We start from the raw sequence: 25,453 nt of genomic DNA, 5'->3' as shown, positions 1-25,453 counted from the left end.
CTCCATGCCTCCTTCCGAGGACGAGCCTCCCAAGGTGCAGCAGGAGGATCAGCCAGCGCCTCGGGACTCGCACGGCCCCGACCACCGCTCGGGCTTCGTGGCCATCTGCGGGCGCCCCAACGTGGGCAAGTCGACCCTGCTCAACGCGCTGATGGGCGAGCGGGTGGCCGTGGCCACCGCCCATCCGCAGACCACCCGCGAGCGCCTGCTGGGCATCTGGACCCGCCCCACCTTCCAGGCCGTGCTCGTCGACACCCCGGGCATCCATCGCGCGCGCTCGGCCCTCAACCGCTACATGGTCGATCAGGCGCTGCGCGGGGCTCGTGACGTGGATCTGGTGCTCTTGCTCGCCGAGACTCCGGTGCTCGCGGACGACGAGCAGGCGACGGCGTGGGAGCCAGGGCCGGTGGCGCTCGAGGGGCTGGCCGCGATTGCACGGCTCGAGCGGCCGATCTTGCTGGTCCTCACCAAGACCGATCGCCTCGCCGATCGCCGCATGCTCTTGCCCGTGATCGAGACCTGGACCCGCCACCATGCCTTCGAGGCGGTGGTGCCCACCTCGGCCATCGCCGACGAGGGCCTGGCCGAGCTCGAGCGCGAGATCGTGGCGCGGCTGCCCCCCGGCCCCTGCTACTACGACGCCGAGCAGCTCACCGATCGCGATCTTCGCTGGCACGCGGGCGAGCTGGTGCGCGCCGAGCTGTTCGAGCACCTCGGCCAGGAGCTGCCCTATAGCTGCGCCGTGCAGGTCACCGCATGGCAGGAGCGGGCCGATCGCGACACGGTGCGCGCCACCGTGTTCGTCGAGCGCGACAGCCAAAAGGGCATCGTGATCGGCAAGGGCGGTCGGATGATCAAGGCGCTGTCGACGGGAGCGCGAGGCCGCATTGCCGAGCTCACCGGGCGCCCGTGCGACCTGCTGCTGCAGGTCCAGGTCGCACGCGACTGGACCCGCAACCCCGATGCGCTGCCCCGCCTGGGCTATCGCGAGCCCGAGCCGGTTCGCGAGGGACGGCGCGGGCCCATGCCCGAGCCCATGGAGGCAGAGGAGGCCCCGTGACCGACGCGCTCGACGATGCTGCCGGAGCCGGCGAAGGGCAGACCCATGGGGGGGCACCCCTGGTCGCGATCGTGGGCCGACCCAACGTGGGCAAGTCCACCCTGTTCAATCGCCTCGTGGGCTCGCGCCAGGCGATCGTCGAGGACCACCCCGGGGTGACCCGCGATCGCCTCTACGGCGTGGGCCGCTGGGTGGGCCAGTCGTTCCTCGTCGTCGACACCGGGGGCATCGACCCCTCGCTCGAGACCGGCCTCCCGGCGCACATCCAGGCCCAGGTGGAGGTCGCGATCGAGGAGGCCGACCTCATCCTCCTGGTGGTCGACGTGCTCGATGGCCTGACCGCGGTCGACCTCGACATCGGCGAGCACCTGCGCCGCGCGGGCAAGCCGGTGCTGGTCGTCGCCAACAAGGCCGATTCCGACGCGCGCCAGCGAGCGGCGGCGGCCGCCTGGGAGCTGGGGGCGGGGCCCGTGTTCGCGATCTCGGCCGAGCATGGCCGGGGCGTGGCCGAGCTGTGCGACGAGATCGTGGCCCGCGTGGGCGTCGACGAGGTCGCCGATCCGGTGCCGCCCGGCACCCGCATCGCCTTCATCGGCCGGCCCAACGCCGGCAAGTCGACGCTGATCAACACGCTGCTCGGCTCGGCGCGGGTCATCGTCGACGACACGCCGGGCACCACGCGCGACGCGGTCTACCTGCCGTTTCGCTACCGCGACGAGGATCTGGTGCTCATCGACACCGCGGGTCTGCGCCGGCGCAAGCAGGTCTCCCGTGCGCAGGAGAAGCTCGCCGCCATCAAGTCGATCCGCGCGATGGAGCGCACCGAGGTGGTGGTGCTGGTGGTCGACGCCTCGGCCGGCGTCACCGACCAGGATCAACGGATCGCCCGCATGGCATTCACGCGTGGCAAGGGCGTGGTCGTGCTGCTGCACAAGTGGGACCTGGTGGCCTCCGACAAGCGTCGCGCCCAGGACGTTCGGGCGCAGGCCGAGGAGGCCCTCGCGTTCCTCGAGCGCCCGCTCATGGTACGCAGCTCGGTGCTCGGCGAGGGTCGCGATCAGGGCCAGGGGCGCGGCCGCGGGCTGTCGGAGGTCCTCGACGCCTGCCTGCGCACAGCCCGGGCGCTGTCGCGCCGGATCACCACCGCCGAGCTCAACGAGGAGCTCGCCCGGGCCGTGGCCGAGCACGCTCCTCCGGCGCACCGCGGCCAGCTGGTCAAGCTCTACTTTGCCACCCAGGCCGATCGCACCCCTCCCTTCATCGTGGTCTCGGCCAACCGCGGCCGCTGCCTCGACGTGGCCTACGAGCGCTACTTGGTCCGGCGCTTTCGCAAGCGCTGGGACCTGCGCGGGGTGCCGGTCCGCCTGGTCGTTCGCGGGCGTGGGCGTGGCGAGGGCGAGGTCGATGCGGGCCGCTGACCGCGCGTTCTTCGCGGCGGCACCCTTGAGCGCCATCCAAGATGGCGATCGCCAACATGGATGGCCGGAATCGACGCCAATTCGACAACCAAGTTGTCTGGCCCTCGAAGGGCTCCTCTCGAAATCCTTACGCATTTCGCTGGACCCACCTTTGCTATAACCGCAGGTGTCCCGTGGGAGGTGGCCGTGGTCGGTCAGCGTTTCCCCGGGCGAGCCACCGCCGACTCACAGGACCGGAACACTCCGATGCACGCTTCCTTCATCTCCCGACTCAGCTTGTTGGTGGGCGCCTCGGTGGCGCTCCCGTCCCTGTTCGCCTGCCTCGATCACCCGCTCAAGCCGGTCGAGTACGAAGCCGCCCAGGAGAAGGACGAGGCCATCGCGCTCACCGTCAACAAGGACGTCGACATCCTCTTCGTCATCGACAACTCGGGCTCGATGGGTGAGGAGCAGGCGACCCTGGCCCAGAACTTCGCGTCGTTCATCAACGTGCTCGAGCGTCCGGAGGTCGAGGCGAACTATCGCATCGGCGTGACCACCACCGACAACGGCAACCCGTGGTGTGGCACGACGGGTCCCGAGGCCGGCAAGCTGCGCCTCAGCTCGTGCCTGAGCCGTCCCACCGAGTTCGTGTTCAACGGTGCGATGACCATCGACGCGTTCGACGAGGCCTGCGTGGCCGTGTGTCCCGATGAGTGGTCGAACATCGAGATCCAGCCCACCGAGATCACGCAGGGCGGCGAGTCCGTGGCGCGTCCGTGGCTCGAGAACATCGAGGGCAAGACCAACCTGCCCGAGGGGCTCTCCACCGTGCAGGCGTTCCAGTGCTTCGGCCCGCAGGGCATCGACGGCTGCGGCTTCGAGTCGCACCTCGAGTCGATGTGGAAGTCGCTGCGTCGCTCGCAGACCGATGGCGACGAGGCCTACGGCTTCGTGCGCAACAACGCCATCCTCTCCATCGTGCACGTGACCGACGAGGCCGACTGTTCGTACAACAACGATCACGAGGCGATCTTCTTGCCCGAGGGCAACCGCGTGTTCTGGTCCGACCCCGATGCGGCCTCGCCCACGTCGGCCGTGTGCTGGAACGCGGGCGTGGCCTGTGACGGCAACGAGTGCTACTCGGTCAACCTCGACGAGAGCGGCGCCGAGGTGAGCGACTCGGCCGCCGACAGCGGCGCGGTGCTCCGCCCGCTCGAGCGCTACATCGACATCGTGCAGACGCTCGAGACCCAGAAGCAGGAGATCACGCCCGACCAGGAGGTGCTCGTCGCGGTCATCGGTGGCGTCAACTCCGATGGCTCGGTGACCTACCAGGAGTCGCTGATGGATCCGCAGTTCCAGGCCGACTTCGGCGTCGGACCCGGCTGCGAGAGCTCGGCCGGTCGCGCCGTGCCGCCGGTTCGTCTGCGCGAGTTCGCCGAGGAGTTCCAGGTGGGCAGCGCTCGCAACATGTTCTCGATCTGCGACGCCGACTACTCGCCCGCGCTCGAGGCCATCGCCGAGGCCATCGCCGACCAGGTCAAGCCCGCGTGCATGCCCGCCTGCGTGGCCGATGGCAACCCGACCACGCCCGAGGTGCTCGACCCGTCGTGCACGCTGATCCAGGAGGCGCCGCAGGCCGACGGATCGTTCCTCGAGACCTCCATTCGGCCGTGCGTGGGCGCGGGCGGTGACGAGCTGCCCGATGGCGCCGACGTCTGCTACCAGGCGCTGGTGGGCGACGCGATGGACGAGTTCTGCATCGACGAGGGCTTCAACCTGCAGTTCGTGCTGGTGCGTCGCCCCGGCTTCCCGGCTCCGGGCGGTACCTCGGTCAGCGCAACCTGCCAGCTGTCGCAGAACAAGGTGATCGACTGCCCCGGATTGCCGTAGTCGTTCCACCCGCTGGATGTAGGAGCACGAGGGTCTCCGTCGCGGCTGCGGCGGGGGCCCTCGCCCTTTGGGCGATGCGCGAGCAGGGCATCCCCCATTAGGGAGTGGGGAGCCGGGAGCGACGCGCGGGGCCCCGGGGTCAGAACCGCACGCTGGCCCGCAGCGCCGCGAGCAAGTACACGGGATAGCTCGTCGGTGCGGCCAACAACGCGAAGTAGCGCAGCTCGCCGCCCACGGCGAAGCGGTCGCCGAGCAGCACGTCGACCGAGAAGCCGCCGTGGATCTGTGGGGTCACGCCCACGTGGCACATGTTGTCTGCACCGCAGGCCAGGCCGGTGTCGCAGACTCCTTCGGAGCGACAGGTGCCACCGAGCTGGCCGTCTTGGATGGCCGTGGGGCTTCGCATCCAGATCCCACCGACGCCGGCATCGAGGGTGGGGCGCACGCGACCGATGTCCATGGTGTAGGTTGCCGAGAGCCCCGCATGCGTGGCTTGGATGAGGCCGGCGCCGGCGGTCTGCACCAGGTCGTCGTCGTCGTCGCGTACGAAGGCGTCCGCGACCGGATGCACCGTGTGCGAGACGGTCGCGCGCACGCCCAGCGGGCGCCAGACCACGAGGTGCGCCGCCGCGGCGAAGCCTCCTCCGCGCACGGGCACCTGGGGGCGGCCGAGGAACGGGACCCGAAACGAGGCGTAGACGGGAGCCGCGGTCAGCAGCACCCGGTGCCTTCGCGAGCGCGCGCTGGTGTGATCCACGTCGCGGCGGTGCACGTCCTCGATGGGCTGACCATCGGGGGCGGGCAGGGGCGGCAGGTCGTTGGGATCGCGAGGCGGGGCCGCCGTGGCGAAGGGCGGCGCCGCCAGGGTCAGCGCCAGCGCCGCAGCCGTGCCGATGGATCCTCGCCACGACCGACCCCGCGTGCGGGTCGACGGCAAACGGGGGTCGCGAGCCCCGGCGATGACCCTGCTCATCCCGGTCTGGGGTTATACCCCAGGCGAGTGGACACGCGCAGGCGCGTTCGGTAGACACCACGCAGAAAATCCCGCCCGTGAGCGACGAAGAAGCCAAAGAAGCCGACCGCACTGGGAGCAGCACCGGGGGCGATGCCAAGCCGGCCTCCCCCGAATCGAAGGCCGATGCGAAGCCGGAGGCGGATGCCGGCGGGGAGCGTCGCGACCTGCCCAAGTGGAATCGGGCTCGGGTCAAGCGCAAGGCGCCGGCCGGCGAGGAGCAGGATGCCTTCCAGGTCTCGGTGCGCCGGGCCGGTCGCGGGATCCTGCAGCGGCCGTTGGCGGTGATCGGCCTCATCATGGCGATCTCGGGAGCAGGCGCCGGGATCTATGCGTGGACGGCCGCAGCCGAGGGCAATCGAGCCGAGTCCACCCGCACCCTCTCGGTCGCGGTGGCCTACGAGGCGCGCGGGCAGGTGTACGAGGGGCTGGCCGAGCTGACGGCCGACCGCGTGCGCCCGCTGCCGGTGCCGGTGGTCGAGGATGCCGCCGCGCTGCAGACCAAGGTCGACGCCGCGCTCACGGATCTCGAGGAGCAGGCCCCCGACAGCCCGGCCAACGAGGCAGCCGACCTGGTGCGGGCGGCACGTCTGGCTCGCGCTTCGGACTACGAGGGCGCCGAGAAGGCCTATCGCGGCTTCTTGCAGCGCCAGCCCGGTCATGCGCTGGTGTTCATGGCGCGTGATGGTCTCATCGTCAGTCTCGAGGGGCAGGGGCGCTACGACGACGCGCTGGCCGAGGTCGAGCCGCTGCTGGGCGAGGCGGGGGACTTCTTTCGCGACCAGGCGCTGTGGCACCAGGGGCGCCTGTACGAGGCCAAGGGCGACACCGCCAAGGCGATCGAGATCTACACGCAGTACAAGACCGAGTATCCGTTCGAGCAGGCCTCGCTGGCCCGTGAGTCGGTCAAGGCTCGGCTGGAGGCGCTCGATCCCAGCGCCGTTCCTGCGTCGGGCCCCGGTGCGGGCGCCGGCGGCCTGGGGGTCGGCGGCCTGGGCGGGTTCGGTCCATGACCGGGATCGTACGCAACCGCTTGGGGGCGGTGGCGCTGCTTCTCACCGCCTGCCTCGGGGCTGGGGCCTGTGGAGCGCGGGAGGAGGCCGAGCTCGTCTACCCGGCCCAAGACGCTGCCGCGCGGGCGGTGATGGCCGTGGACTACATGCGGCAGCTGACCACCCCCGACAACTTCGTGCTGCGTCCCGACGAGTTCGGGGCGGCCACCGTGGATGCGGCGGCCAAAGTGGTCTACGTGGGCACTCGCGAGGGGTACCTGCTCGTGCTCGATGCCGAGGACGGAGCCATCCGCCAGGAGCGAGCGCTCGAGGACTCGGTGTTCGGGATCCCGGTGCTCGTGCCCGGGTCGGGGCCGAGCGGGAGTCCCGATGAGCCCCTCCTGGTGGTGGGGACCGACAACGGCACGATCCACGCGCTCGATCCTTCGGACCTGCAGACGCGGTGGCGCTACGAGACACCGGGACGAATTCGCAACGCGCCGCTGGTGCACGAGGGCGTGGTGTTCTTCGTCAACTCGCGCGATCAGATCTACGCCCTGGACCTTCGCAGCGGGGAGTGGCGCTGGCAGTACGAGCAGGAGCTCCAGACCGACTTCACCGTGCATGGACACGCTGGTCTGTCGCTGCGCCCGGCGAGCGAGGCCGGTACGGGGCTGGGTACCGAGCTGGGGACCCTCTTCGCATGCTTCGACAGCGGCAAGGTGGCCGCGCTGGCCGCCGGGTCGGGCCAAGCGCTGTGGCTCGCCAGCGTGGCCCCGCCCGAGGGCGGTGACTTCATCGACTGCGACTCCACGCCGCTGCTCGATCCCGATGCCGGGGTGGTCTACGTGGCCGGGCAATCGACGGGGGTGTTCGCGCTCGAGCTCGACAGCGGCGAGGAGCGCTGGCGCTTCCCGATGCGGGGGGCGGCCGCGCTGGTCCCGATCCCCGAGGGGGCGGGCGGGGGCCTGCTGGGCACGTCCTCGCTCGAGGGCGTGTTCGTGCTCGAGCGTGACGGGTCGCGGCTTCGCTGGCGCACGCGGGCCAACCCCGGGGTGCTCTCCGAGCCCGTGCTGGTCGACGGCGCGGTGTTCGTGACCCACTCCGAGCTGGGCCTGTTGGCGTTCGATCTGGATACGGGCGAGCTGCTGGCCCAGCTGCGCACCGGCAGCGGCATGGCCAGCGTGCCCACCTACGATCGGCAGCTGCAGCGCGTGTTCGCCATGTCCAACCGCGGGACCTTCGTGGCGATGCGCGTGGGCGAGGCGCTCGACTCGTTCGTGTCGATCGGTGCTCGCTGACGCGGTTCGTGGCCGGCGCTGCGTTCGGTGCGAGACGGGGACGCGTCACTCGTCGTCGTGCTCTTCCTCGTGCGCCCCGGTCGTGCCCTCGGTGGCAGGAGGGCGGGGTGGGCGAGCGTCGAGCGTGGCGTCGAGGGCCAGCGACAGCGTCGGCTCGAGGCCGAGCTCGACGAGGGCCAGGTCTCCCTCGACGCGCAGGTGGCTCCTGGGCCAGCCGCCGTCGCGAGCGGGGGCGGCCAGCGTGCGGCGATGGAGCTGGTCGTCGCGGCCGCGCGCGAGCAGCAGCCACTGGGCCTGGCCCGCGGCGAGCCCGATGGCAACGAGCTGGGCGCGGGGGAGGTCGCCCTCTCCACGGACCCATGCGTCGGTGGGCGCCACCTGCATCATGGGCAGGTACCCCGGGGTGAAGCGGTCCCCGTTGCGCGCCACCACGGCGGCCCACCGAAGGCACGAGGCATCGGATCTCGTCTGCGTGCAGCGATCGACCACGCCCACGACGAACAGTCCTCCGCGGCGATGGACCATGCCGAAGCGCTCGCTGGCGGGGGGGACCACCGGAGCGGGGGCCGCGAACAGCGGCGCATGATCGGGGACCAGCGCCGCGGGGATCCAAGTGGAGTCGGGCGGAAGGACGGCGGCCTGGTCGAGCGGCCATGCGATCTCACGCGGGCGCAGCTGCTCCGTGGCGCCGCTGACGATGAACGCCGCTGCGATCACGCCGTGTCGATCGATCAGCCCTCCGGCCGGAGCCGGGGCGGGGCCCTGGTGTAGGGCGAGCAGCTCGGCGGGCATGTGCAGGCGTGGTTCGAACGCGTAGTCGTCGATCCAGCGCAGGGCCTGCGACACCTCGTCCACGTGGCCGAGGAGCAGGCCGGGCGGGGCCACGTCGGCCGGCTCGCGCAGCACGAGATCGCCGGCCAGCTCCGTTGCCGCCTGCTGCTGGGCGGCCGCAGGGCCCACCAGATCGACGCTCAGCCAATAGCCCCCGGGGGTCGCGGGGGCGGGCACCGCCGGCGAGGCGCCCAAGACCGCCAGCGCACCAAGGGCCGCGGCGAGCCACTGGCGGTTGCGCCTGGCCACGGCGTCAGCTGCCGCCCACCGCCTCCAGCACCGCCGCCGCATGGCCCGCGACCTTCACCGGGGAGAACGTCCGCTCCACCGTGCCATCGGGTCCCACGACGAACGTGCTGCGAATGATCCCCACGCGGGTCTTGCCGTACATCTTCTTCTCGCCCAGCGCACCAAAGGCTCGGGTCACCGCGCGGTCGGGGTCGGTCAGCAGCGGGAAGTCGAGCTGGTACTTGTCGCGGAAGCGGCCGTGGCTCTTGAGCGAGTCACCGCTGACGCCGAGCACCTTGACCTCGGCGGCCACGAAGGAGGCCCCGCGGTCGCGGAAGTCGCAAGCCTCGACCGTACAGCCGGGGGTGTCGTCCTTCGGATAGAAGTAGAGCACGAAGCGCTGGCCCGCCAGGCTCGAGCGAGAGTACGTCTGGCCGTCGTCCGCCTCGAGGCTGAAGTCGGGCACTGCGTCTCCGGGCTGGAGCGGCCCACGGAACTCCTCGGCCGCTGCGGGCGTTTGCTCGGCAGCCGTCGCACCGGTCGGGGCGGACCCCATGTCCATGACGAGAGCGAGCTGCTCGCTCGCGGGAGGAGCCTTCTTGGCGGGAGCCTTCTTGGCGGGCGCCTTCTTGGCGGGCGCCTTCTTGGCGGGCGCCTTCTTGGAGGACGCCTTCTTGGCGGACGCCTTCTTGGCGGACGCCTTCTTGGCGGACGCCTTCTTGGAGGACGCCTTCTTGGAGGACGCCTTCTTGGAGGACGCCTTCTTGGAGGACGCCTTCTTGGAGGACGCCTTCTTGGAGGATGCCTTCTTGGAGGATGCCTTCTTGGAGGACGCCTTCTTGGAGGATGCCTTCTTGGAGGAAGCCTTCTTGGAGGATGCCTTCTTGGCGGATGCCTTCTTGGAGGACGCGGTCTTGCTTGGGCGGGGGGTTCTGGCCATCGAGAGTCGCTCCTGGAACTGCCAGCGGGGGATCGACGAACGAAGGCTCTCATGTCGCGGCGCCGTGGCTCAACCACTGCCGTTCACGAACGCGTGCGTCCGGCTCGTCGTGGCCCGTGTGGGCGTTGGACCTGGCCGGGTGGCAGGGGGCGGGCCGGTGGCGATGAGCAAGCGTCGGCCGGGTCCGTGCGCAGCCGGTCGAGGCACCAGCTCCCTCGGGCTGCCGGCCTGGAGGCACCGCCGCGATCCCCTGGCAGGCCGCATCGCCCGGTGGCTCGCCGGATTGGCAGGATTGCGTCCAACGTCGCCCGCATCCGGGCCTGGACCGCTTTACAGCCCATCCGATGCCCCGCTAAATTGGCGGCCTGCCGTCGAGCGGGGTCTGCAAGGCCCGACCTCCGGGCCGTCTCCGCCGCGACCACGAAGACCATGCCGTCCCCGCTTCGTTCCCCCTCGGTCCCCCTGAGCTTGCGCCGTACGGTGTGGCTTGGCGCGGGCTTGCTGCTCACCCTGGCCGTGGCCTGTGATGGCGAGAAGCCATCCATCGAGGAAGCCCTCGCCAGCAAGCCCGAAGATCAGTTCGTGGCTCGCAACCCCAAGCCGCGGCCCGAGGACAAGTACGGCAAGCCCAGCTCCACCGAGTTCAAGGCTTGGGACCGCAAGGATCCCGAGGGCGAGAAGCACCTCTACAAGTGGGACAAGGCCAACGTCGGCAAGATGATGTCCTATTTCGAGGACGTCCAGTGCTTCAAGGAGAAGCTGAAGGAGGAAGGCCAGAAGGCCTTCGGCGCCGAGCCTGGGAGCCCCAAGGAAGAGGAGTGGTACCAGTTCAAGCAGGCCTTCATCATTCCGGTCGTCGACAGCTGGCAGAAGCGGATGTTCGCGGAGGAGGGCCTTCGGATCCTCGAGAAGTCCAAGCTCATGGGGCACTTCCTCGAGGCTCACGAGCTGGTGATGCGCGAGTACCCGGCCGCCTACAACGAGAGCGACAACACCGCCCTCGAGAAGGCCGACGCGCACTGGATGATCGTCGAGGCCAAGATCAAGAAGTACGTGAGCAATCTCGGCGTGGGCGACAAGTTCCCCGAGGTGAACATCGACGATGCCAAGTCGGTGGAGCGCCACGCCAAGCACTGCGCGGAAGCCCTCAAGCCCCCCGATCGCAGCGGCAAGGCCAAGAAGCGCGGCATCAAGAAGAAGGGCCCGATCTAGTCTTGCCCCCCGCGACCCGCGGGGTGGTTGCGGTACAGCGAGGTCGCCCCCCGGAGGGGGGCGTTGTTGGTGGGCGAGCGTGGCGCAGTACTGTGCTCGCCCCGCGAGCGGTTGCGGATCGGCGGTGCAGCGAGGTCGCCCCCGGAGAGGGGCGTAGGGCAACGCTCTACTGTGAGCGCCCGCGACCCGCGGGGTGGTTGCGACCAGCCAGCTCGCTCCAAGGGCTGCGGGCGGCGGCAGCCCGGGCTATGCTCGCTCCGCGATGTCCTCGCTTGCCCTCGCGGACCCGGACCAGATCCTCCAGACGCTCAGCAACGACCTGATGTCCCCGTACTGCCCGGGGCGCACCATCTCGTCGTGCCCGTCGGACCGCGCTCGTGATCTCGAGCAGCGGATCCTCACCGAAGCCAAGGCGGGCAAGTCCCGCGACGACATCGAGCAGGGCCTCGTCCGAGACTTCGGCCCCGAGATCCGTGGCTATGAAGGGTCCCCCGTACTGCTCTACGGCTCGCTCGTGACGGGGCTGGTGGTGCTGGTGGTGCTGGTGATGGCCGGGCGCCGTTGGGCCCGTCGGCCCGTCCTCGCAGGAGCGGCCGTTGCGGCGGCTGGCGCCTCTCCAACCCGGGCCGAGCTGGATCGACTCGAGGACGCACTGGACGAGGTCGACGACTTCTAGCGGGCGTCCGCGGCAGGCCGCGCGATCAGCGAGCTTGGGCCCTCGGGGGCTTGCTCGCAAAGTGCGGGCTTGAGCCGCCGCGGCGCACGCGGTAAGCGATCCCGTGCTCAAGGTAGTCGTCCACGAAAAGGGCGGGCGGACGCAGCGCTTCGACTTCGACACCGACCAATTCACGGTCGGTCGCGAGGACGACAACGACCTGGTGCTCGATCGCGTCAACATCTCGAAGTACCACCTGCGCTTTCGTCGGCACCAGGGGCGGGTCGAGGTGGTCGACCTCGGCAGTACCAACGGGACCTACGTCAACGGACGCAAGGTGGAGCAGCCCCGCGCGGTTCGGCGCTCCGATCGAATCTACGTGGGCGACTACATCCTGATGCTCGATGGCGAGGACCCGGCGATTGCGCCCCTCAAGCGCAGCGAGATCGTGATGGCCGGGCACGAGGGGCACCCGCAGTCTCGGGCGGTCGCGGTGCCGCCGCCCGAGCTCGAGGATGGCGAGGCGCTGCCGGTCGACGAGACGCCCACGCCGCTGTCCCGCCTCATCGACGACGACAGCGATCTGCTGACCTCGGCCCGTCGGGTCGCGCCCGCTGGCGTGGAGAGCACCTACCTCGACCGGATCGCCAACCGCGTGCTGCAGACGGTGCTGGTCAACGTGTCGGGCCTGGACCCGCTGCGCGTGCCCGAGGTCTCCGAGGAGGACCGCGAGACGGCGATGGAGCTCGTCGACGGCCTGCTGCGCGACATGGCCCGCGCGGGCGAGCTCGAGGAGGGCGTCAACGTCGAGGTCCTGCGCGACGCGATCATTCGCGAGCTGGTCGAGCTCGGACCGCTGACCGAGCTGATGAAGGACGAGCAGATCCGAGAGATCCAGGTGGCAGGCGCGGCCGCCATCCGCACCGTCCGCGATCGGCAGGGCGGAGGCGCGGAGATCGAGCTGACCAGCCGCCGGTTCTCCGGCGATCGGGCGGTGGTGCTGGCGGTGCATCGCATGGCCCGGCGCTGGGGCTTCTTGGTCGAGGGCTCGCAGGTGCTCGAGGGCAAGGTCGACGACGGCTTCTCGATCTACGCCCTGCTGCCGCCCACCCAGGTGCGCAGCCCCGTGCTCCACCTGCGAAGGCACCGCACCGACGCCAACAACCTCACGTCGCTGGTGCAGGAGGGGGTGCTCAGCCCCGACATGGCCGAGCTCATCGCGGCGGCGATTCGGGGCTGTCGTCGGATCCTCATCTCGGCCTCGGGCGGGACCAACCTCGATCGCTTCATGGGCGCGCTGACGGGCGAGATTCCCGACGAGCTGCGGGTGGCGTGCATCTCCGACTCGGGGCGCCTGGGCGCCGGTCGGCGTGGCTGGCTGCAGGTGCGCCGGATCGCCGAGCCCTCCGACACGCTGGGGCTGTCCGATGCGCTGGGGGTGATCCTCCGCGGTGGTCTGGACCTGCTTGTGTCGCAGCGCTGCCGTCACGAGGATGCAGCGGCGGTGATGGACGCGTTCGCGGGGGCCACCCGGGGGGCGATCGTCTCGCTGTGGGGCATCGACTCGGCCCATGCGCTGTGGCGCATGGCGGGCCTGTCGACGGTGGCCGCGGGCGCGATCGGGGCGCTCACCGTCTCGCTGGCGCGCTCGGTGGATCTGCTCATCCGCCTCAACGTGGGGGTGAACCAGGAGGCGATGCAGGTGATCGAGCTGGTCGAGCCGAGGGTGAAGGCCGGCGACCAGATCGTGCACGTGCCGCTGTTCCAGGCCGAGCGCGATGCGGACAAGAACACGACGTTCAAGGCGACCGGAGAGGTGCCGAGCTTCATCCGCGAGCTGGCCGAGCAGGGGATCGCGGTCCCCACCCGGATGTTCGCGCAAGAGCGCCTCTAGTCCCAGGACTGCGCCGCCTCGGAGACCTGCGTGGGCAAGCGAAGACACCATGGATACCACGGCGTGGATCTGCAGCTGGATCCGCAGGAGGCCGCGCGGATCCAGCTGGCGCTCGACAAGCTCGAGGATCGGCTGATGATGGCGCCTCCGGGGCTGCACGGGGTGGGCGAGCCGGCCGACCCCGAGGCGCTGCGGAACGCCGGGCTGCCGGCCACCGCCGCGATGCTGTGGGCGCGCTACGACGGCCTCGAGGTGGGAGCCGAGACCGCGCGGATCTTGCCGCTCGCCGCGCTCGAGGACGCCACCGCCGAGGCCGAGGCCGAGGGGCTGCTCCGGCCCGGCGATCGGGTGATCGGCGAGCACGGCCGCGATCTCTACGTGCTGCCGGCCGATCCGTACGAGGAGGGGGCCGACGTGGTGCTGGTGGAGGAGGGCGGCGAGCGGCTGCCCGAGGCCAGCACGGCGGCCCACCTGGCGCTGGGGCTCGTGGGCGAGGCGGCGGTGCTGTTCGACGACGACGGCGAGTTTCGCGACGAGCTGTTCGACGAGGACACCGGCGAGCTGACCGAGGCCGCGCAGCGCCGGCTCTTGCGGCGGCGGCTCGACATGGATCCCGATGCGCCTCGGGCAAGGTTGCGGCTGGCCCAGCGGCTGCGGGAGGCGGGAGAGCTGCGGGCGGCCGTGTCCGAGCTGCGGCAGGTGCTGCGGCGGGCCCCCGAGCTTCCGTGGGCTCACGAGGCGCTGGCGCGGGTGCACGAGCAGCAGGACGAGGCCGAGGAGGCGCGGCGCGAGTATCTGATCGCGGCCGAAGGGATGGAGCCGGTGGATCCCGCGCTGGCGGCGTACTTTCGGGCGCGGGCGGCTCGGTGTGCGGAGGGAGACGAGCGCGCTGCGATTGCGGCGAAGGTGCGGGAGGCGAGGCCGGAGCTTCCGCGCGAGCAGGTGGAGGCGGCGCGGGCCTTGATCGAGCGGGGGGCTTTGGCGGCGGCGATCGAGGTGGTCGAGCTGGGGCTGGCGGTATCCCCGGGGCAGGTGGAGCTGCTGGCGCTGCGGCAGCAACTGGCGGCGGCCGACGACGTCGGCGTCCCCTCGTGAGCGATTCGAATCGCGCCGGGTCTACTCCGGACCGTCGCCGTCGTCCGTCGCGACGTCCTCGACCGGTGCGGCCTGTTCGGGCACGCCGGCCTCGGCGGCCTCGTCCGTTGGCGTCTCGCCGCCGACCGCCCGCCGCGGTGCTCCGGCCCCGCGCGTGGTCCCCGGCGCCTGCGTGCGCGCCCTGGGCAGCGTGGGCTTGGGCACCCCCGGTGACGCATCCGCGTCGTCCTCGACCTGCCGCGGATCGATCACCATCTCCGCCACCGCCGGCAGCACCCCCGCGGGGTTGTGCAGCACCAGCACCACCGTCGATCCCTCGGGGAGCTCCGCCCCCCACACGTCGACCACGCGGTGCGCCGCCTCGCCCTGCAGCTCCACCTCGGCCTTGGCCTGCCGCTGCCCGCTGCCGTCCTGCACGAGGATCGTGAGCATGGCCTGCTTCCACGCGGTCCCGGGCTCGATCACGATGCTGCGATCCTGCCGATCCACGCGCATCGCGGGCCATCCGCCGTGCACCAGGTCGATCACCGAGCGCCCGGCCTCCACCCCCAGCGGAACCAGCTGCTGCATCTGGGTGCGGTACACCCGGCGGTCGAGCCAGAGCCGCACCCGCTCGCGCTCGTCCACGTAGAACGCCGCCAGCGGTCGCCCGCTGCCTCCGATGAGGTACCCGCGCTCGCTCGGCCACGCCGACAGCCGCGCGCCCTCGCGCTCGCTCGGATCGAGCACCGCGCCCTCGAGCACCACGGCGGCGGCCGCTCCTGGATCGAGCGCCTCGGCGACCGTACGCGGCCCCGGCAGCGACGACTCCGAGAAGTACCGCCGCCCCGCCTCCTTCACCAACCCCGGGTGGTCACCGTGCCCGAGCACGTGCCCCACCAGGGTCGGCGCGAGCGAGATCCCTCGCCCGACCGCCTCGGCCGGCCGAGGCGACAGCGCCACCGGCACCGGTAGACCCCCTCGACCGTAGGCATCGCGCGCCAGCTCTTGCAGCGGCAGCCCGCGGTCGCCCGGAACGTCGGACAGCGGCAGGAACATCGCGCTCACGTCCCCACGCGCATGCGCAGGCACCGACAGATCCTGCAGCACGTGCAGCAACGCTCCGGTGCAGATCAGCGCCAGCGCCAGGTGATGGTCGCGCTCGGCCTGCGTGGGGGCCAGGCTCGCGCGCTGCAGGTGACGCGCGAGGGCAGGGGGGGCCCAGGGGTCGTGCTCGTCGGCGAGCCACGCCAGCGCCGAGCGGCCGGTGCCCTCGAACGCACTGCCCGTCGCTCGCGCGGCCAGACCTCCGCCCGCCCGACCATGCTTGCTCCGCAGTATCCCGCGCGGCAGATCATCGTCGGTCCACGCGCTCGCGGACGGATCGTTGCGATCGACGAAGTGGTGCAGCAGCCGCTCGGTGGGCATGGTTTCCACCACCACGCCCAGGCTCATCCACGACAGCGCCGTGCCCTCCCATAGATCGCCCTCGACGCAGCGGGCGCGCGTGGCCTCGGGCGCGCTGGCGCCGGGGCAGGCCCCCGGTCCACCGAGGACCTGCGCCCCCGAGGCCGCATGGACGCTGCGCACGGCGAGCTGGACCGCACGCAGCGTGGCCGGGGGCAGGCGCTCGGGATCGAGTCGCAACGGAGTGAACACCCCGCGCTGCAGCAGCGAGGCCTCCATCCACCGCAGGTGCATGGCGCTGTCGAGCACCGAGCGCTCGAGCATGGCCAGGTGCGTCGTCGAAGGATCCCAGGCGTGGGCCGGCGAAGGCGTGGCCAGGGCCAGCATCAGCGACAGCCCCGCGGACCAGCGCGTCCACGATCTTCTCGATTCCCTGTGCGTCACGGCGTGCCCTCCTCGGGATCCGTGGGATCGGCCGCTTCGCTGCCCGCTCCGTCGCTCGCTCCCGCGTCGGGCTCGCGGGGCGGTCGGCTCGACATCGTCGGCCGCCCCGTCGGCGCCGCGGTCGGGGTGGCCGGGGTCGAGGGCGCGTCGACGAGCGTCAGCGAGTCGATGTTCTCGTGGAGCAGGCTGGCCAGGATGATCGCGGTCTCGACGTCGATGCACTGCATGGCCCCGCACGTCAGCAGCACCCCCACGTTGCGCTCGCGGTCGAGGAACGCCACCGCGCGCACGTCCTCGCCGTCGTAGACCCAGCTCTCGCTGGTGACCTCACCGGTCACCGAGACGCCGGGGAGGGTGGCCTCGAACGTCTCCACCACCGGCTGCAGACCGCCGGGGGGGTCCTTCCACACGCGATAGGCCACGTCCCACACCTCGTCGCGATCGACCGCTTGCAGGTGCACGCCGTGGTAGAAGTGCGTGTGGGCGAGGTCGCCGAGCTCCTTGACCTCGAAGGCGTCGGTGTAGCCGGTGCGGCGGCGCACGTCCTCGGGCCGCAGCAGCGCGCTGGCATCGAGCAGCTGGAGGCTGGCGGCCGGCGTGGGCTCGGCCGCGGCAGCTCCGGCGAGATCTCCACCCAGCGCACGGTAGAGATCGAGGTTGGCCGACTCCCGCTCCCAGCTCGAAAGGCGCGTCACCGCGGCGGGCGCTGCCAAGAACACCAGGTGCTCGGCGTGGGAGTCGGTGTCGCGCCACTTGCGAAGCTCGACTCGGTTGTGACGCAGCGTGAAGTCGCCACGCGGTGAGCCGTCGAGGTGCCGATCGGAGCGATAGCCGACGTATCCGCGCTTGTAGACGATGAGTTCGAACGAGACCAGGCGCAGGGGCGCGCCCAGGGATGCGCGTCGATGGGCGGCGCGCTCGTGCTCGGGCGCAGCGGGGATGCGATAGCGACCGGCCTGATCGGTCTTGACCTCGACCACCTGCGACCCGGACGGGCCGACCAGGCCGTCCCCTTCGTCGTAGGACCACACGCCGACGACGGTGGCCCCCTGGATCGGCTCGGCGGTGCCCTCGTCGACGACCTGTCCGTCGAACGGGCCGCGGAGGCTGACGTCGGTCACGCGATCGCGCGCGCTGGCGAATCGAGCGGGGCGCACCACGGGGCTACAGGCGGCGGCGAGCACCAGGAGCGAGGCCAACGCGAGCCCGAGGGGCGACCCTCGAGGGCCCGTCGAGCGCCGAACCAGCCCGTCGCCGCCGCCCATCCACCGACCCGACGCGCTCGCGAGGGCGGCCCCGAGGGGGAAGAAGCGGCTCGGTCGGGAAGGAGCGGGCATGGCAGGGACGCCGTTGACGCCATCAGCCGCGCTTGGATAACCTACGCGGCGAGGTAGGACGTCTAGCCCACCCTGCGCGGGCGTGGCAAGCCTGCCGACACCGCTCCCCCGTTCCAATGTCGGCCCCGATTCCCTGCCCCTGCTGCGGCTCTGACATCGGACCGGGGCACGAGGCGTGCTCGACCTGCGGCTACGGCCTCGGCCCCGTTCGCGAGTCCAACGCGGGCGGCGGCAAGTGTGCGCGCTGCGGGGCCATGATGCCCTCGGGGTTCGACTTCTGCCCGGTGTGCGGTCAGGACCAGCGCAATCGCCTGCGGCGGCCGTCGACCCAGGAGATCCGCCTCGGGGTGGCCGGCGTCGCACGCTCGTCCGGCTCGATGGCTCCGCCACCGGTCGCCCATCGCTCGCCTTCGATGGGCCCGCCCGTGGGATCGCATCCCGTCGCCGCCGCGGGCCGGACCGTGGTGCCCTCCTCCCCCTCGTTCGCGCCCCCGCCTCCACCGTCCCATCACCCCCAAGCGGAGGCCGGTGCCTACGTGCCGATCGACCGCACGGTGCCGGCGCCATCGCTCTCGTTGCAGGGCCAGGCTCCGCTCCCTCCTCCTCCAGCGCCTCGTCTCGCGTCCTCGTCCGACTCGCTGCTGTCCGCGGTCGCCGATGCCCACACCATGGAGCCAAGGGGGGGGATGCCGGCGGTCCACGCCGAGGTGAACGAGGACGGGCGTACCGTGCCCGAGACGCGTCGCGCCGCGGCCGGTCCCCGGCCCGTGGTCGGTCCCAGCGACGACGCGCGCACGATCCCGCACCAGCGCATGCAGCCGGTGGCGATCTCCCCCGTGCGGGCCGCGGCCGCCGACGCGACCCAGCCCGATCGCCCGGGCGGGTTCTCGGGCGGTCCCGGCCATGGCCCGCTGCCCACGGTCAATCGCGCCAAGTCCAGCACCCTCGCGCCCATCGAGGCCAGCGCCACCCCGCGGGGGTCGCCGGCCTACGGAGTCCGCGGGGTCCCGCGCCTGGTGCTGGTGGCTCGCGACGGCAGCGAGGGGGAGTCGTTCCCCATCCAGGGCGAGCTGCTCACGATCGGGCGTACGCACGGCGATCTCCTGTTCCCCGAGGATCCGTTCCTCTCGCCGCTCCACGTGCGGCTGCAGTGGACCGCCAACGGGATCGGGCTGTTCGACGCCGGCTCCACCAACGGGGTCTACCTGCGGATCAAGGGCTCGGCCCCCGTGTATCCCGGCGACCAGTTCATGATCGGCCACCAGCTCCTGCGCCTCGAGAACATCGACACGCAGGTGCAGGAGCGACCGCCGGCCATCGATGGCACGCGCGTGTTCGGGACCCCGCTGCAGCCCGCGTGGGGCTGCGTGCGGCAGGTCGGCCGCGGCGGGATCGTGGGCGACAAGTACTACCTGCGGGGCTCGCAGGTGGTGTTCGGTCGCGAGGGCGGCGATCTGTTGTTTCCCAACGATCCATTCGTCAGCCGCGAGCACGCGCGGCTGCGGCTCGAGCTGCGCGGCCAGACGATGGCCGTGTTCCTCGAGGATCTCGAGTCGGCCAACGGCAGCTACATCCGCATCCGGGGCAGCGCCGAGATGGCCAGCATGGACACCTTTCGCATCGGAGATCAGATCCTCCGCCTCAGACTCGACTGACCGGGACCCTGGCCATGGCACGCATCGAGGTCTTTGCCCGAACCGAGGTGGGTTGCACCCGCGAGCGCAACGAGGACGCCTTTGCCGTGCTGGACCTCGGCTCGGGCGAGAGCGGGATCCGCCCCGCACAGCGCGTGCGCGAGATCCAGCCGCCCGGCCTGCTGGTCGCGGTCTGCGATGGCATGGGCGGAGCCGCGGCGGGTGACGTGGCCTCGCGCATGGCGATCGACGCGCTGCAGCGGGTGGCTCGCAGTCGCATGATCCTGCAGCCGGCCGACGCCGAGCAGGTGCTGCTGGCCGGCGTGACCGAGGCCAACCGCACCATCGCCGAGTTCACCCGCCGCCACCCCGACAAGCGAGGCATGGGCACCACGCTGACTGCGGCCGTGATCATGGGGGTCGAGGTGGTGATCGTGCAGGTGGGCGACTCGCGGGCCTACCTCCGGCGCGGTCGCATGCTGCAGCAGCTCACCATGGATCAGAACGTGGTCGGGCAGATGGTCGCCGCGGGCAAGCTGCGGCCCGAGGACGCGCGGAACTTCAAGCAGCGCAACGTGCTGCTGGAAGCGGTGGGCGTGCAGGAGCGCGTCGGGCCCGACGTGGTGCGGGTCTCGGTGCGAGCCGGCGACGTGCTCATGCTGTGCTCCGATGGGCTGACCGGGCCGCTCAACGACCGGCAGATCCTCGACCACATGCTGCGGCACGAGGATCCGGTGCGATGCTGCCGCGCGCTGACCGAAGCGGCCTGTGCCGCGGGCGGGCCCGACAACGTGAGCGTGGCGATGGTGCGGTTCGTCGGCAGCGACCTGCCGCTGCCGCACGGACGCGAGGCGATCGAGTTCGAGCGGCGCAGCGCGGTGGCCTGAGGGCGAGCCGGGCGTCGACGCCGTCACTGCAGTGGATACGGCGTCAGGACTCGATCGACGCCCGGAGCGTGGCACCCTTCGCACAGTCCCGCGCCATTGGCGTCGGTGCTCGCCGACCCGTTGCTCTCGAGGTACCAGTACCAGTTGCTCGCATCCGTTCCCGCGGCCGTCTTGACCATCACGGCCCAGCCCACCCGGGTCCCACCGGCGTCGTAGAGTTCCTTGACCGACGCGCTGCCCACGGTGTGCTCGGTGTTCCCCGCCTCGAACGAGGCCACGAGCACGTCGTCGAAGAACGTGCGCACCATCCCGTGGGGCGAGGTCCCGGTGGCCGCGTGCACGGCCGACTCGGCGGCCCATCCGGCGTAGTTCTCGGCCATGAGCCACGGCGACAGCGCGGCCTGTCCGGTGGGCACGTCGACGCCGCCGCCGGATTCGTCCGCGGCCGTGGCCTCGGAGGTCGAGCCGTCGTCCCCATCGGGATCGGTGCAGGCAGCGGTCAGCAGGATCAGGAGGGCAAGGCTCTGGCGCAGCATGGTGCCCACGGTACGACCATCTTCGGCGCCGCGTTACCCGATTTCACCGTGCACGAGGCGCCACGAGGCGCCACGAGGTGCAGTTGCCCTTGGACTCGTTCCATGCTCACGTAAGCTCGTCCGGCAATTGGGCGGCCTCGCGCAGCTCCCCCCGCATCATCGCCTCGGCCAGCGCCTCGAGCTCCTCGCTCAGGCTCCGATCTCCGCTCCACGGACGCACGTACTGCCGCACGGCCTCGTGCACGCGCTGCAATCGCTCGCTGGTCGCCACCTTGCGCAGGTCTACCGCCCGTGCCGCCACCGCCGCCTCGATCGCCAGACACCGCGCCACGTTGTCGACCACGCGCCGGAGCTTCAGCGCTGCGATCGGACCCATGCTCACGTGGTCCTCCTTGCCGGCCGAGGTGGGGATCGAGTCGACGCTCGCAGGGAACGACAGCGTCTTGCACTCGCTGGCCAGCGCGCTGGCGGTCACCTGCGCCATCATGAAGCCGCTCTCGAGCCCGGGGTCGTCGGCCAGGAACGGCGGCAGGCCCCGCGAGGTGTGCACGTTCATGAAGCGCTCGAGCCGACGCTCGCTGATCGTGGCCAGCGTGGTCATGGCGGCGCTGAGGTGATCGATGGGCACCGCCACGGTGGCCGCATGGAAGTTGCCGCCCGAGACCACGTCGTAGGCGCCCTTGCCGTCGGGCAGCACCAGGGGGTTGTCGGTGAGGCTGTTGAGCTCGATGGTCAGCGCGCCCACCACGTAGCGCAGCGCCCCTCGCACGGCGCCGTGGACCTGCGGCATGCAGCGATAGGCGTAGGCATCCTGGACCTGCCCACAGTCGGCGTGCGAGGCATTGAGCGGCGAGCTCGTCACCAGCGCGCGGACGTTGTCGGCCGTGCGCTGCTGACCGGGATGGGGCTTGCCCGCGTGGATCCGCGGATCGAACGCGGCCAGCGTCCCCAGGCTCGCGTCGAGGCTGAGCGCTCCGATGGCGTCCGCCGAGGCGAGCAGCTCGGCGGCGGCCACCGCCGCCAGTCCCCCGATCACCGAGGTCACCTGCGTTCCGTTGATGAGGGCCAGCCCCTCCTTGGCGCCGAGCACATGGGGCTGCATGCCCACGGCCGCGAGCGCCTCGCCGCCGGACATGCGCTTGCCTTCGATCCAGGCCCAGCCCTCGCCGATGAGCGGCAGCGCGAGATGGGCCAGGGGCGCCAGATCTCCGCTGGCGCCCACGCTGCCCTGGCTCGGCACCACCGGCACCACGCCCGCATGGAGCAGACCCAGCAGCTGGTCGAGCAATGCCGGTGTCACCGCGCTGTGACCCAGCGCCAGGGTGTGCGCGCGCAGGGCGAGCAGCGCTCGCACCACGTCGGCCGGAAGTGGCTCGCCCACGCCCACCGCATGGCTGCGCAGCAGGTTCCGCTGCAGCTCCACGAGCTTGTCGCCCGGGATGGTGGTGTCGCTGAGGGCTCCGAAGCCGGTGTTGACCCCGTAGATCGTTCGTCCGTCGTGCAGCGCCTGCTCGAGCCGCGCGCGCGTGGCCGACAGTCGCTCGCGGGCATCGGAATGCAACGCGACCGAGGCCCGTCCGCGGGCGATCTGCACGACCTCGGCCAGGTCGAGCCGTCGCCCAATGGTCACCGTGCTGGGGAGATCGCCGCTCATGGAGAGAACCTTCGCAGGGCGTCGTGGAAACGCCCTGGCCGCGCAGCATAGCCGGGTCAGCGACATTCCGTGGGGCGGACCACACTTTCTCGCCCGTGTGAATCGACACCCGGTGTGGTCTCGATCCAATCCGGCGCTTCGATCGTAGGGACGGCCACCCGCGCAGCTTCCCCCGACGAAATGGGGTACGCTTAGCCACCGCAAGGCCCGCATGTCGGACTCACGAGGACCAGGCTCGGCCGCCGCCGCCGCGGGCGGGGCCACGATGATCGCCCATCCCGGTGCTGCGCAGCCGACCTCGCCCATGGGCAGTGGTTCGCCCCCGAGCGGCGGCGGTGCGAGCGAGGGCACTCCCGTCCCCGGCGCGGGCGTTCCTGCCCCCGTCTCGCTCACCCCCTCGATGCCCCCGAGCCTCGTGGGAACCGTGCTCGCCGATCGCTATCGCGTGATCAAGAAGCTCGGCGAGGGTGGCATGGGCAGCGTGTACCTGGCCGAGCACACCACGATCAACAAGAAGCTCGCCATCAAGGTGCTCTCGTCGGAGTACTCGCACAAGCAGGACCTGGTCGACCGGTTCCTGCAAGAGGCCCGCGCCGCCTCGATGATCGAGCAGGAGAACGTCGTCGAGATCACCGACTTCGGCTCGACCCCCAGCGGCTCGGTGTTCTTCGTGATGGAGTTCCTCAACGGCGAGGATCTCAGCAAGACGGTCAAGAAGGGCGGGCCGCTGCCGTGGGAGCGGGTCAAGCCGATCATGATGCAGATCTGTGACGCGCTCGCGGCCGCGCACGATGCCGGCATCATCCATCGCGACATGAAGCCCGAGAACTGCTACCGCATCAAGCGCGGCGGCAGCGAGGACTTCATCAAGGTGCTCGACTTCGGCATCGCCAAGGTCACCAGCGACGACGGCGAGGGCGGCGGCAAGGGGCTCACCCGCACCGGCATGATCTTCGGGACGCCCGAGTACATGTCGCCCGAGCAGGCCAAGGGCGAGAAGGTCGACCACCGCGTCGACGTGTACGCCCTCGGCGTCATCCTCTACGAGCTGCTCACGGGCAAGGTGCCGTTCACCGCGGACACCTTCATGGGGATCCTGACCAAGCACATGTTCGAGGCCCCGCCGGCCCCGAGCACGGTCAACCCCGACCTCGAGATTCCTCCGCAGGTCGAGGCCATCATCCTCAAGGCCCTGCAAAAGGACCGGGAGTATCGCTTCCAGTCCATGCGCGAGCTTCGGGCCGCGATCGAGGCGGTGGGCACCGATGCGGCCGCGGTGGTGGTGGTGCAGGAGAACCTGCTGCCGCCCAGCGGCGGCCAGACCCACTTTCGCGACTCGACCACCGGGGTGCCCCTGGCCGAGCGCACCTCCATGTCGTCGGCCTCGTCGCGCAAGGGGCCGGGCGTGCTCATCGGGGTGGCAGCGTTCGTGTTGGCGCTCGGTGGGGCAGGGGCGGTGCTGCTGCTGCAGGGCGACGATGGGCCGGAATCGACCCCGGCCGTGGTGACCGACTCGGGCAAGGGGTCCACCAAGGAGGCCAAGCCCAAGGCGAAGCCCTCCACCAAGGACGAGCCCACGGCCGACGACGGCACGCCCGTGGCCGCCGATGGGGGCACGCCCGAGGCCGCCGACGGGGGAGCGCCCGAAGTGGCCGATGGGGGCATGCCGGCCGACCCGCCGATGGTCGCGATCACCATCTCCACGCCCAACGTCTCGGCCGAGGTGTTCGACAGCCGCACCGACGAGGCGCTCGGCAAGACCAACGAGCCATTCGAAATGCCCGTGGGCAGCGAGGCCTTCGACGTCTACGTGCGCGCCAGCGGCTACGAGGACGCCTTGGTCAATCTCCTGCCCGACGCCGACAAGACCCTGGAGGCCAAGCTGACCAAGGCTCGCCAAACCGGGGGTAAATCCGGGGGAGGCAAGTCGGGCGGCAAGTCCGGCGGCAAGTCCGGCACCGGCGGCAAGACCGGCACCGGCGGCAAGACCGGCGGAGACACCAAGGCCGGCGGCGACACCAAGACGGGCGGCAAGACCGGCACCGGCGGCAAGACCGGCGGCAAGACTGGCGGTGATGCGCCCGATCTCAAGGACCCATTCAAGGGCCGTTGAGCTGGCCTATCCTATGACGGTGAGCGGCGGACGTGCTCGGGCCAAGGAGCGAGCGTGGCTCGGCCCGCTCGCGCTGAGCATGCCAGCCATGATCGCATCGTGTAGCTCGGCCGTCGAAGACGATGGTCCGCAGCTCTCGGGCGTGATCACGACCTCGGAGTCGGGCCCCGTGGATCCGACCACGGGAGGCGGTGGCTCGACCGGCCCGGCCGATGGCACGACCACCGCTCAGGGAGCGAGCTCGGGGGCCGACGAGGACACCGGCGAGGGGATCAAGCTCGACGTGGCCTCGCCTCCCGGGGGTGACCTGCCGATGATGACGGGTGAGGACTGCGAGGAACTGACCGCGATCATTCGCGACTTCTCGCAGGCGCACCCCGACTTCGAGACCTTCACTGGCACGATGGCCCATCCCGGCCTGGTCTCGCCGGTGCTCGGCATGGACGGGCGGCCGCAGTACGACCCTGCCTACGCAGGGACGCCCATGATCACCAGCGCGCTGACCTTCGCCCAGTGGTATGAGGATCTACCGGGGGTCAACCACACCTTCGAGGTACCGCTGACGCTGACCGACGAGGGGACGGGCGAGCTGGTGTTCGACAGCGCAGCGTTCTTTCCCATCGACGGCTACGGCTTCGGCAACGAGGGCAACGGGCACAACTTCCACTTCACCACCGAGGTGCGCACGAGCTTCACGTACCACGGCGGCGAGGTGTTCAGCTTCCGCGGCGACGACGACATCTGGGTGTTCGTCGACGGGCAGCTCGCGCTGGATCTGGGCGGACTGCACCCGCCGCTCGAGGCCTCGATCGTGATGGACTCGCTGGGCCTCTCGGTGGGGCAGACCTACCCGATGGACATCTTCCACGCCGAGCGCCACACCGATCAGTCGAACTTTCGCATCGTCACGACGATCAGCTGCTTCCAGCCGCCCCCGGGGTAGCGCCCG

The 25,453-nt window shown here is 71.0% G+C and carries 20 protein-coding genes; 13 read left to right on the top strand and 7 right to left on the bottom strand.

Going from position 1 to position 25,453, the window contains the following annotated elements; all coding sequences use genetic code 11:
• Positions 1-4 precede the first annotated feature (4 nt).
• The 3 genes from era to OEB96_RS28355 all read left to right on the top strand — a co-directional run bounded on the left by era (position 5) and on the right by OEB96_RS28355 (position 4,353).
• The gene (era, locus tag OEB96_RS28365; RefSeq protein ID WP_266219896.1) at positions 5-1,060 is read left to right on the top strand and encodes a GTPase Era; all 1,056 of its coding nucleotides are present in this window, start codon (positions 5-7) and stop codon (positions 1,058-1,060) included.
• On the top strand, positions 1,057-2,478 hold the full coding sequence (gene der, locus OEB96_RS28360) for a ribosome biogenesis GTPase Der (RefSeq protein WP_266219895.1): 1,422 nt from the start codon (positions 1,057-1,059) through the stop codon (positions 2,476-2,478). The genes era and der overlap by 4 nt, the downstream gene beginning before the upstream one ends.
• A gap of 246 nt (positions 2,479-2,724) precedes the next feature.
• Entirely contained in the window at positions 2,725-4,353 is a 1,629-nt protein-coding gene (locus OEB96_RS28355; RefSeq protein ID WP_266219894.1) for a vWA domain-containing protein, read from the top strand.
• Between the two features lie 139 nt (positions 4,354-4,492).
• Here OEB96_RS28355 and OEB96_RS28350 read toward each other — a convergent pair whose 3' ends face one another.
• Entirely contained in the window at positions 4,493-5,326 is an 834-nt protein-coding gene (locus tag OEB96_RS28350) for a hypothetical protein (protein WP_266219893.1), read from the bottom strand.
• Between the two features lie 77 nt (positions 5,327-5,403).
• Between OEB96_RS28350 and OEB96_RS28345 the strand changes: the two genes are divergently transcribed.
• Together OEB96_RS28345 and OEB96_RS28340 are read left to right on the top strand one after the other, a co-directional pair.
• Positions 5,404-6,378 carry a tetratricopeptide repeat protein gene (locus OEB96_RS28345; RefSeq protein ID WP_266219892.1) on the top strand — a complete coding sequence of 325 codons (975 nt, stop codon included), beginning with the start codon at positions 5,404-5,406 and terminating at the stop codon, positions 6,376-6,378.
• Complete coding sequence (locus OEB96_RS28340) at positions 6,375-7,658, top strand: outer membrane protein assembly factor BamB family protein (protein ID WP_266219891.1); 1,284 nt, start codon at positions 6,375-6,377, stop codon at positions 7,656-7,658. Before OEB96_RS28345 ends, OEB96_RS28340 begins: the two co-directional genes overlap by 4 nt.
• 45 nt (positions 7,659-7,703) lie before the next feature.
• Here OEB96_RS28340 and OEB96_RS28335 read toward each other — a convergent pair whose 3' ends face one another.
• Positions 7,704-8,738 carry a hypothetical protein gene (locus OEB96_RS28335; RefSeq protein WP_266219890.1) on the bottom strand — a complete coding sequence of 345 codons (1,035 nt, stop codon included), beginning with the start codon at positions 8,736-8,738 and terminating at the stop codon, positions 7,704-7,706.
• Positions 8,739-8,742: 4 nt separating this feature from the next.
• Positions 8,743-9,657 (bottom strand): peroxiredoxin, encoded by a 915-nt coding sequence (locus OEB96_RS28330; protein WP_266219889.1) that lies wholly within the window; start codon positions 9,655-9,657, stop codon positions 8,743-8,745.
• A gap of 429 nt (positions 9,658-10,086) precedes the next feature.
• On the opposite strand from OEB96_RS28330, the gene OEB96_RS28325 reads away from it, so the two are divergent.
• The 4 genes from OEB96_RS28325 to OEB96_RS28310 all read left to right on the top strand — a co-directional run bounded on the left by OEB96_RS28325 (position 10,087) and on the right by OEB96_RS28310 (position 14,513).
• A complete protein-coding gene (locus tag OEB96_RS28325) occupies positions 10,087-10,869 on the top strand; it encodes a hypothetical protein (protein WP_266219888.1) in 783 nt (260 codons plus the stop codon).
• 262 nt (positions 10,870-11,131) lie between these two features.
• Positions 11,132-11,545, top strand: a complete 414-nt coding sequence (locus OEB96_RS28320; protein ID WP_266219887.1) for a cytochrome c-type biogenesis protein CcmH — start codon at positions 11,132-11,134, stop codon at positions 11,543-11,545.
• Between the two features lie 103 nt (positions 11,546-11,648).
• On the top strand, positions 11,649-13,418 hold the full coding sequence (locus OEB96_RS28315) for an FHA domain-containing protein (RefSeq protein ID WP_266219886.1): 1,770 nt from the start codon (positions 11,649-11,651) through the stop codon (positions 13,416-13,418).
• Between the two features lie 63 nt (positions 13,419-13,481).
• Positions 13,482-14,513 carry a tetratricopeptide repeat protein gene (locus OEB96_RS28310; RefSeq protein ID WP_266219885.1) on the top strand — a complete coding sequence of 344 codons (1,032 nt, stop codon included), beginning with the start codon at positions 13,482-13,484 and terminating at the stop codon, positions 14,511-14,513.
• Positions 14,514-14,534: 21 nt separating this feature from the next.
• Here the strand turns inward: OEB96_RS28310 and OEB96_RS28305 are convergent, their stop codons facing one another.
• Both OEB96_RS28305 and OEB96_RS28300 read right to left on the bottom strand, forming a co-directional pair.
• Positions 14,535-16,343: a hypothetical protein gene (locus OEB96_RS28305; RefSeq protein WP_266219884.1), complete on the bottom strand. Its 1,809-nt coding sequence runs from the start codon at positions 16,341-16,343 to the stop codon at positions 14,535-14,537.
• On the bottom strand, positions 16,340-17,680 hold the full coding sequence (locus OEB96_RS28300; RefSeq protein ID WP_266219883.1) for a carboxypeptidase-like regulatory domain-containing protein: 1,341 nt from the start codon (positions 17,678-17,680) through the stop codon (positions 16,340-16,342). Before OEB96_RS28300 ends, OEB96_RS28305 begins: the two co-directional genes overlap by 4 nt.
• A gap of 116 nt (positions 17,681-17,796) precedes the next feature.
• Here OEB96_RS28300 and OEB96_RS28295 point away from each other — a divergent pair, with 116 nt between their 5' ends.
• Positions 17,797-19,335 carry an FHA domain-containing protein gene (locus OEB96_RS28295; RefSeq protein WP_266219882.1) on the top strand — a complete coding sequence of 513 codons (1,539 nt, stop codon included), beginning with the start codon at positions 17,797-17,799 and terminating at the stop codon, positions 19,333-19,335.
• Between the two features lie 14 nt (positions 19,336-19,349).
• Positions 19,350-20,201, top strand: coding sequence for a PP2C family protein-serine/threonine phosphatase (locus OEB96_RS28290; RefSeq protein ID WP_266219881.1), 852 nt, complete (start codon positions 19,350-19,352; stop codon positions 20,199-20,201).
• 23 nt (positions 20,202-20,224) lie between these two features.
• Here OEB96_RS28290 and OEB96_RS28285 read toward each other — a convergent pair whose 3' ends face one another.
• A complete protein-coding gene (locus OEB96_RS28285; RefSeq protein ID WP_266219880.1) occupies positions 20,225-20,737 on the bottom strand; it encodes a hypothetical protein in 513 nt (170 codons plus the stop codon).
• Positions 20,738-20,843: 106 nt separating this feature from the next.
• Positions 20,844-22,391 (bottom strand): histidine ammonia-lyase, encoded by a 1,548-nt coding sequence (hutH, locus tag OEB96_RS28280; protein WP_266219879.1) that lies wholly within the window; start codon positions 22,389-22,391, stop codon positions 20,844-20,846.
• A 211-nt stretch (positions 22,392-22,602) separates the two neighbouring features.
• On the opposite strand from hutH, the gene OEB96_RS28275 reads away from it, so the two are divergent.
• On the top strand, positions 22,603-24,504 hold the full coding sequence (locus OEB96_RS28275) for a serine/threonine protein kinase (RefSeq protein WP_266219878.1): 1,902 nt from the start codon (positions 22,603-22,605) through the stop codon (positions 24,502-24,504).
• A 19-nt stretch (positions 24,505-24,523) separates the two neighbouring features.
• Positions 24,524-25,447 (top strand): fibro-slime domain-containing protein, encoded by a 924-nt coding sequence (locus tag OEB96_RS28270; protein ID WP_266219877.1) that lies wholly within the window; start codon positions 24,524-24,526, stop codon positions 25,445-25,447.
• The last annotated feature ends 6 nt before the right edge of the window (positions 25,448-25,453 follow it).

Source organism: Paraliomyxa miuraensis (genome assembly GCF_026337845.1).
Lineage (GTDB): Bacteria > Myxococcota_A > Polyangia > Nannocystales > Nannocystaceae > Paraliomyxa > Paraliomyxa miuraensis.
Note: the sequence above shows the minus strand (reverse complement) of the source record. Positions and strands in the feature narration are given on the sequence as shown.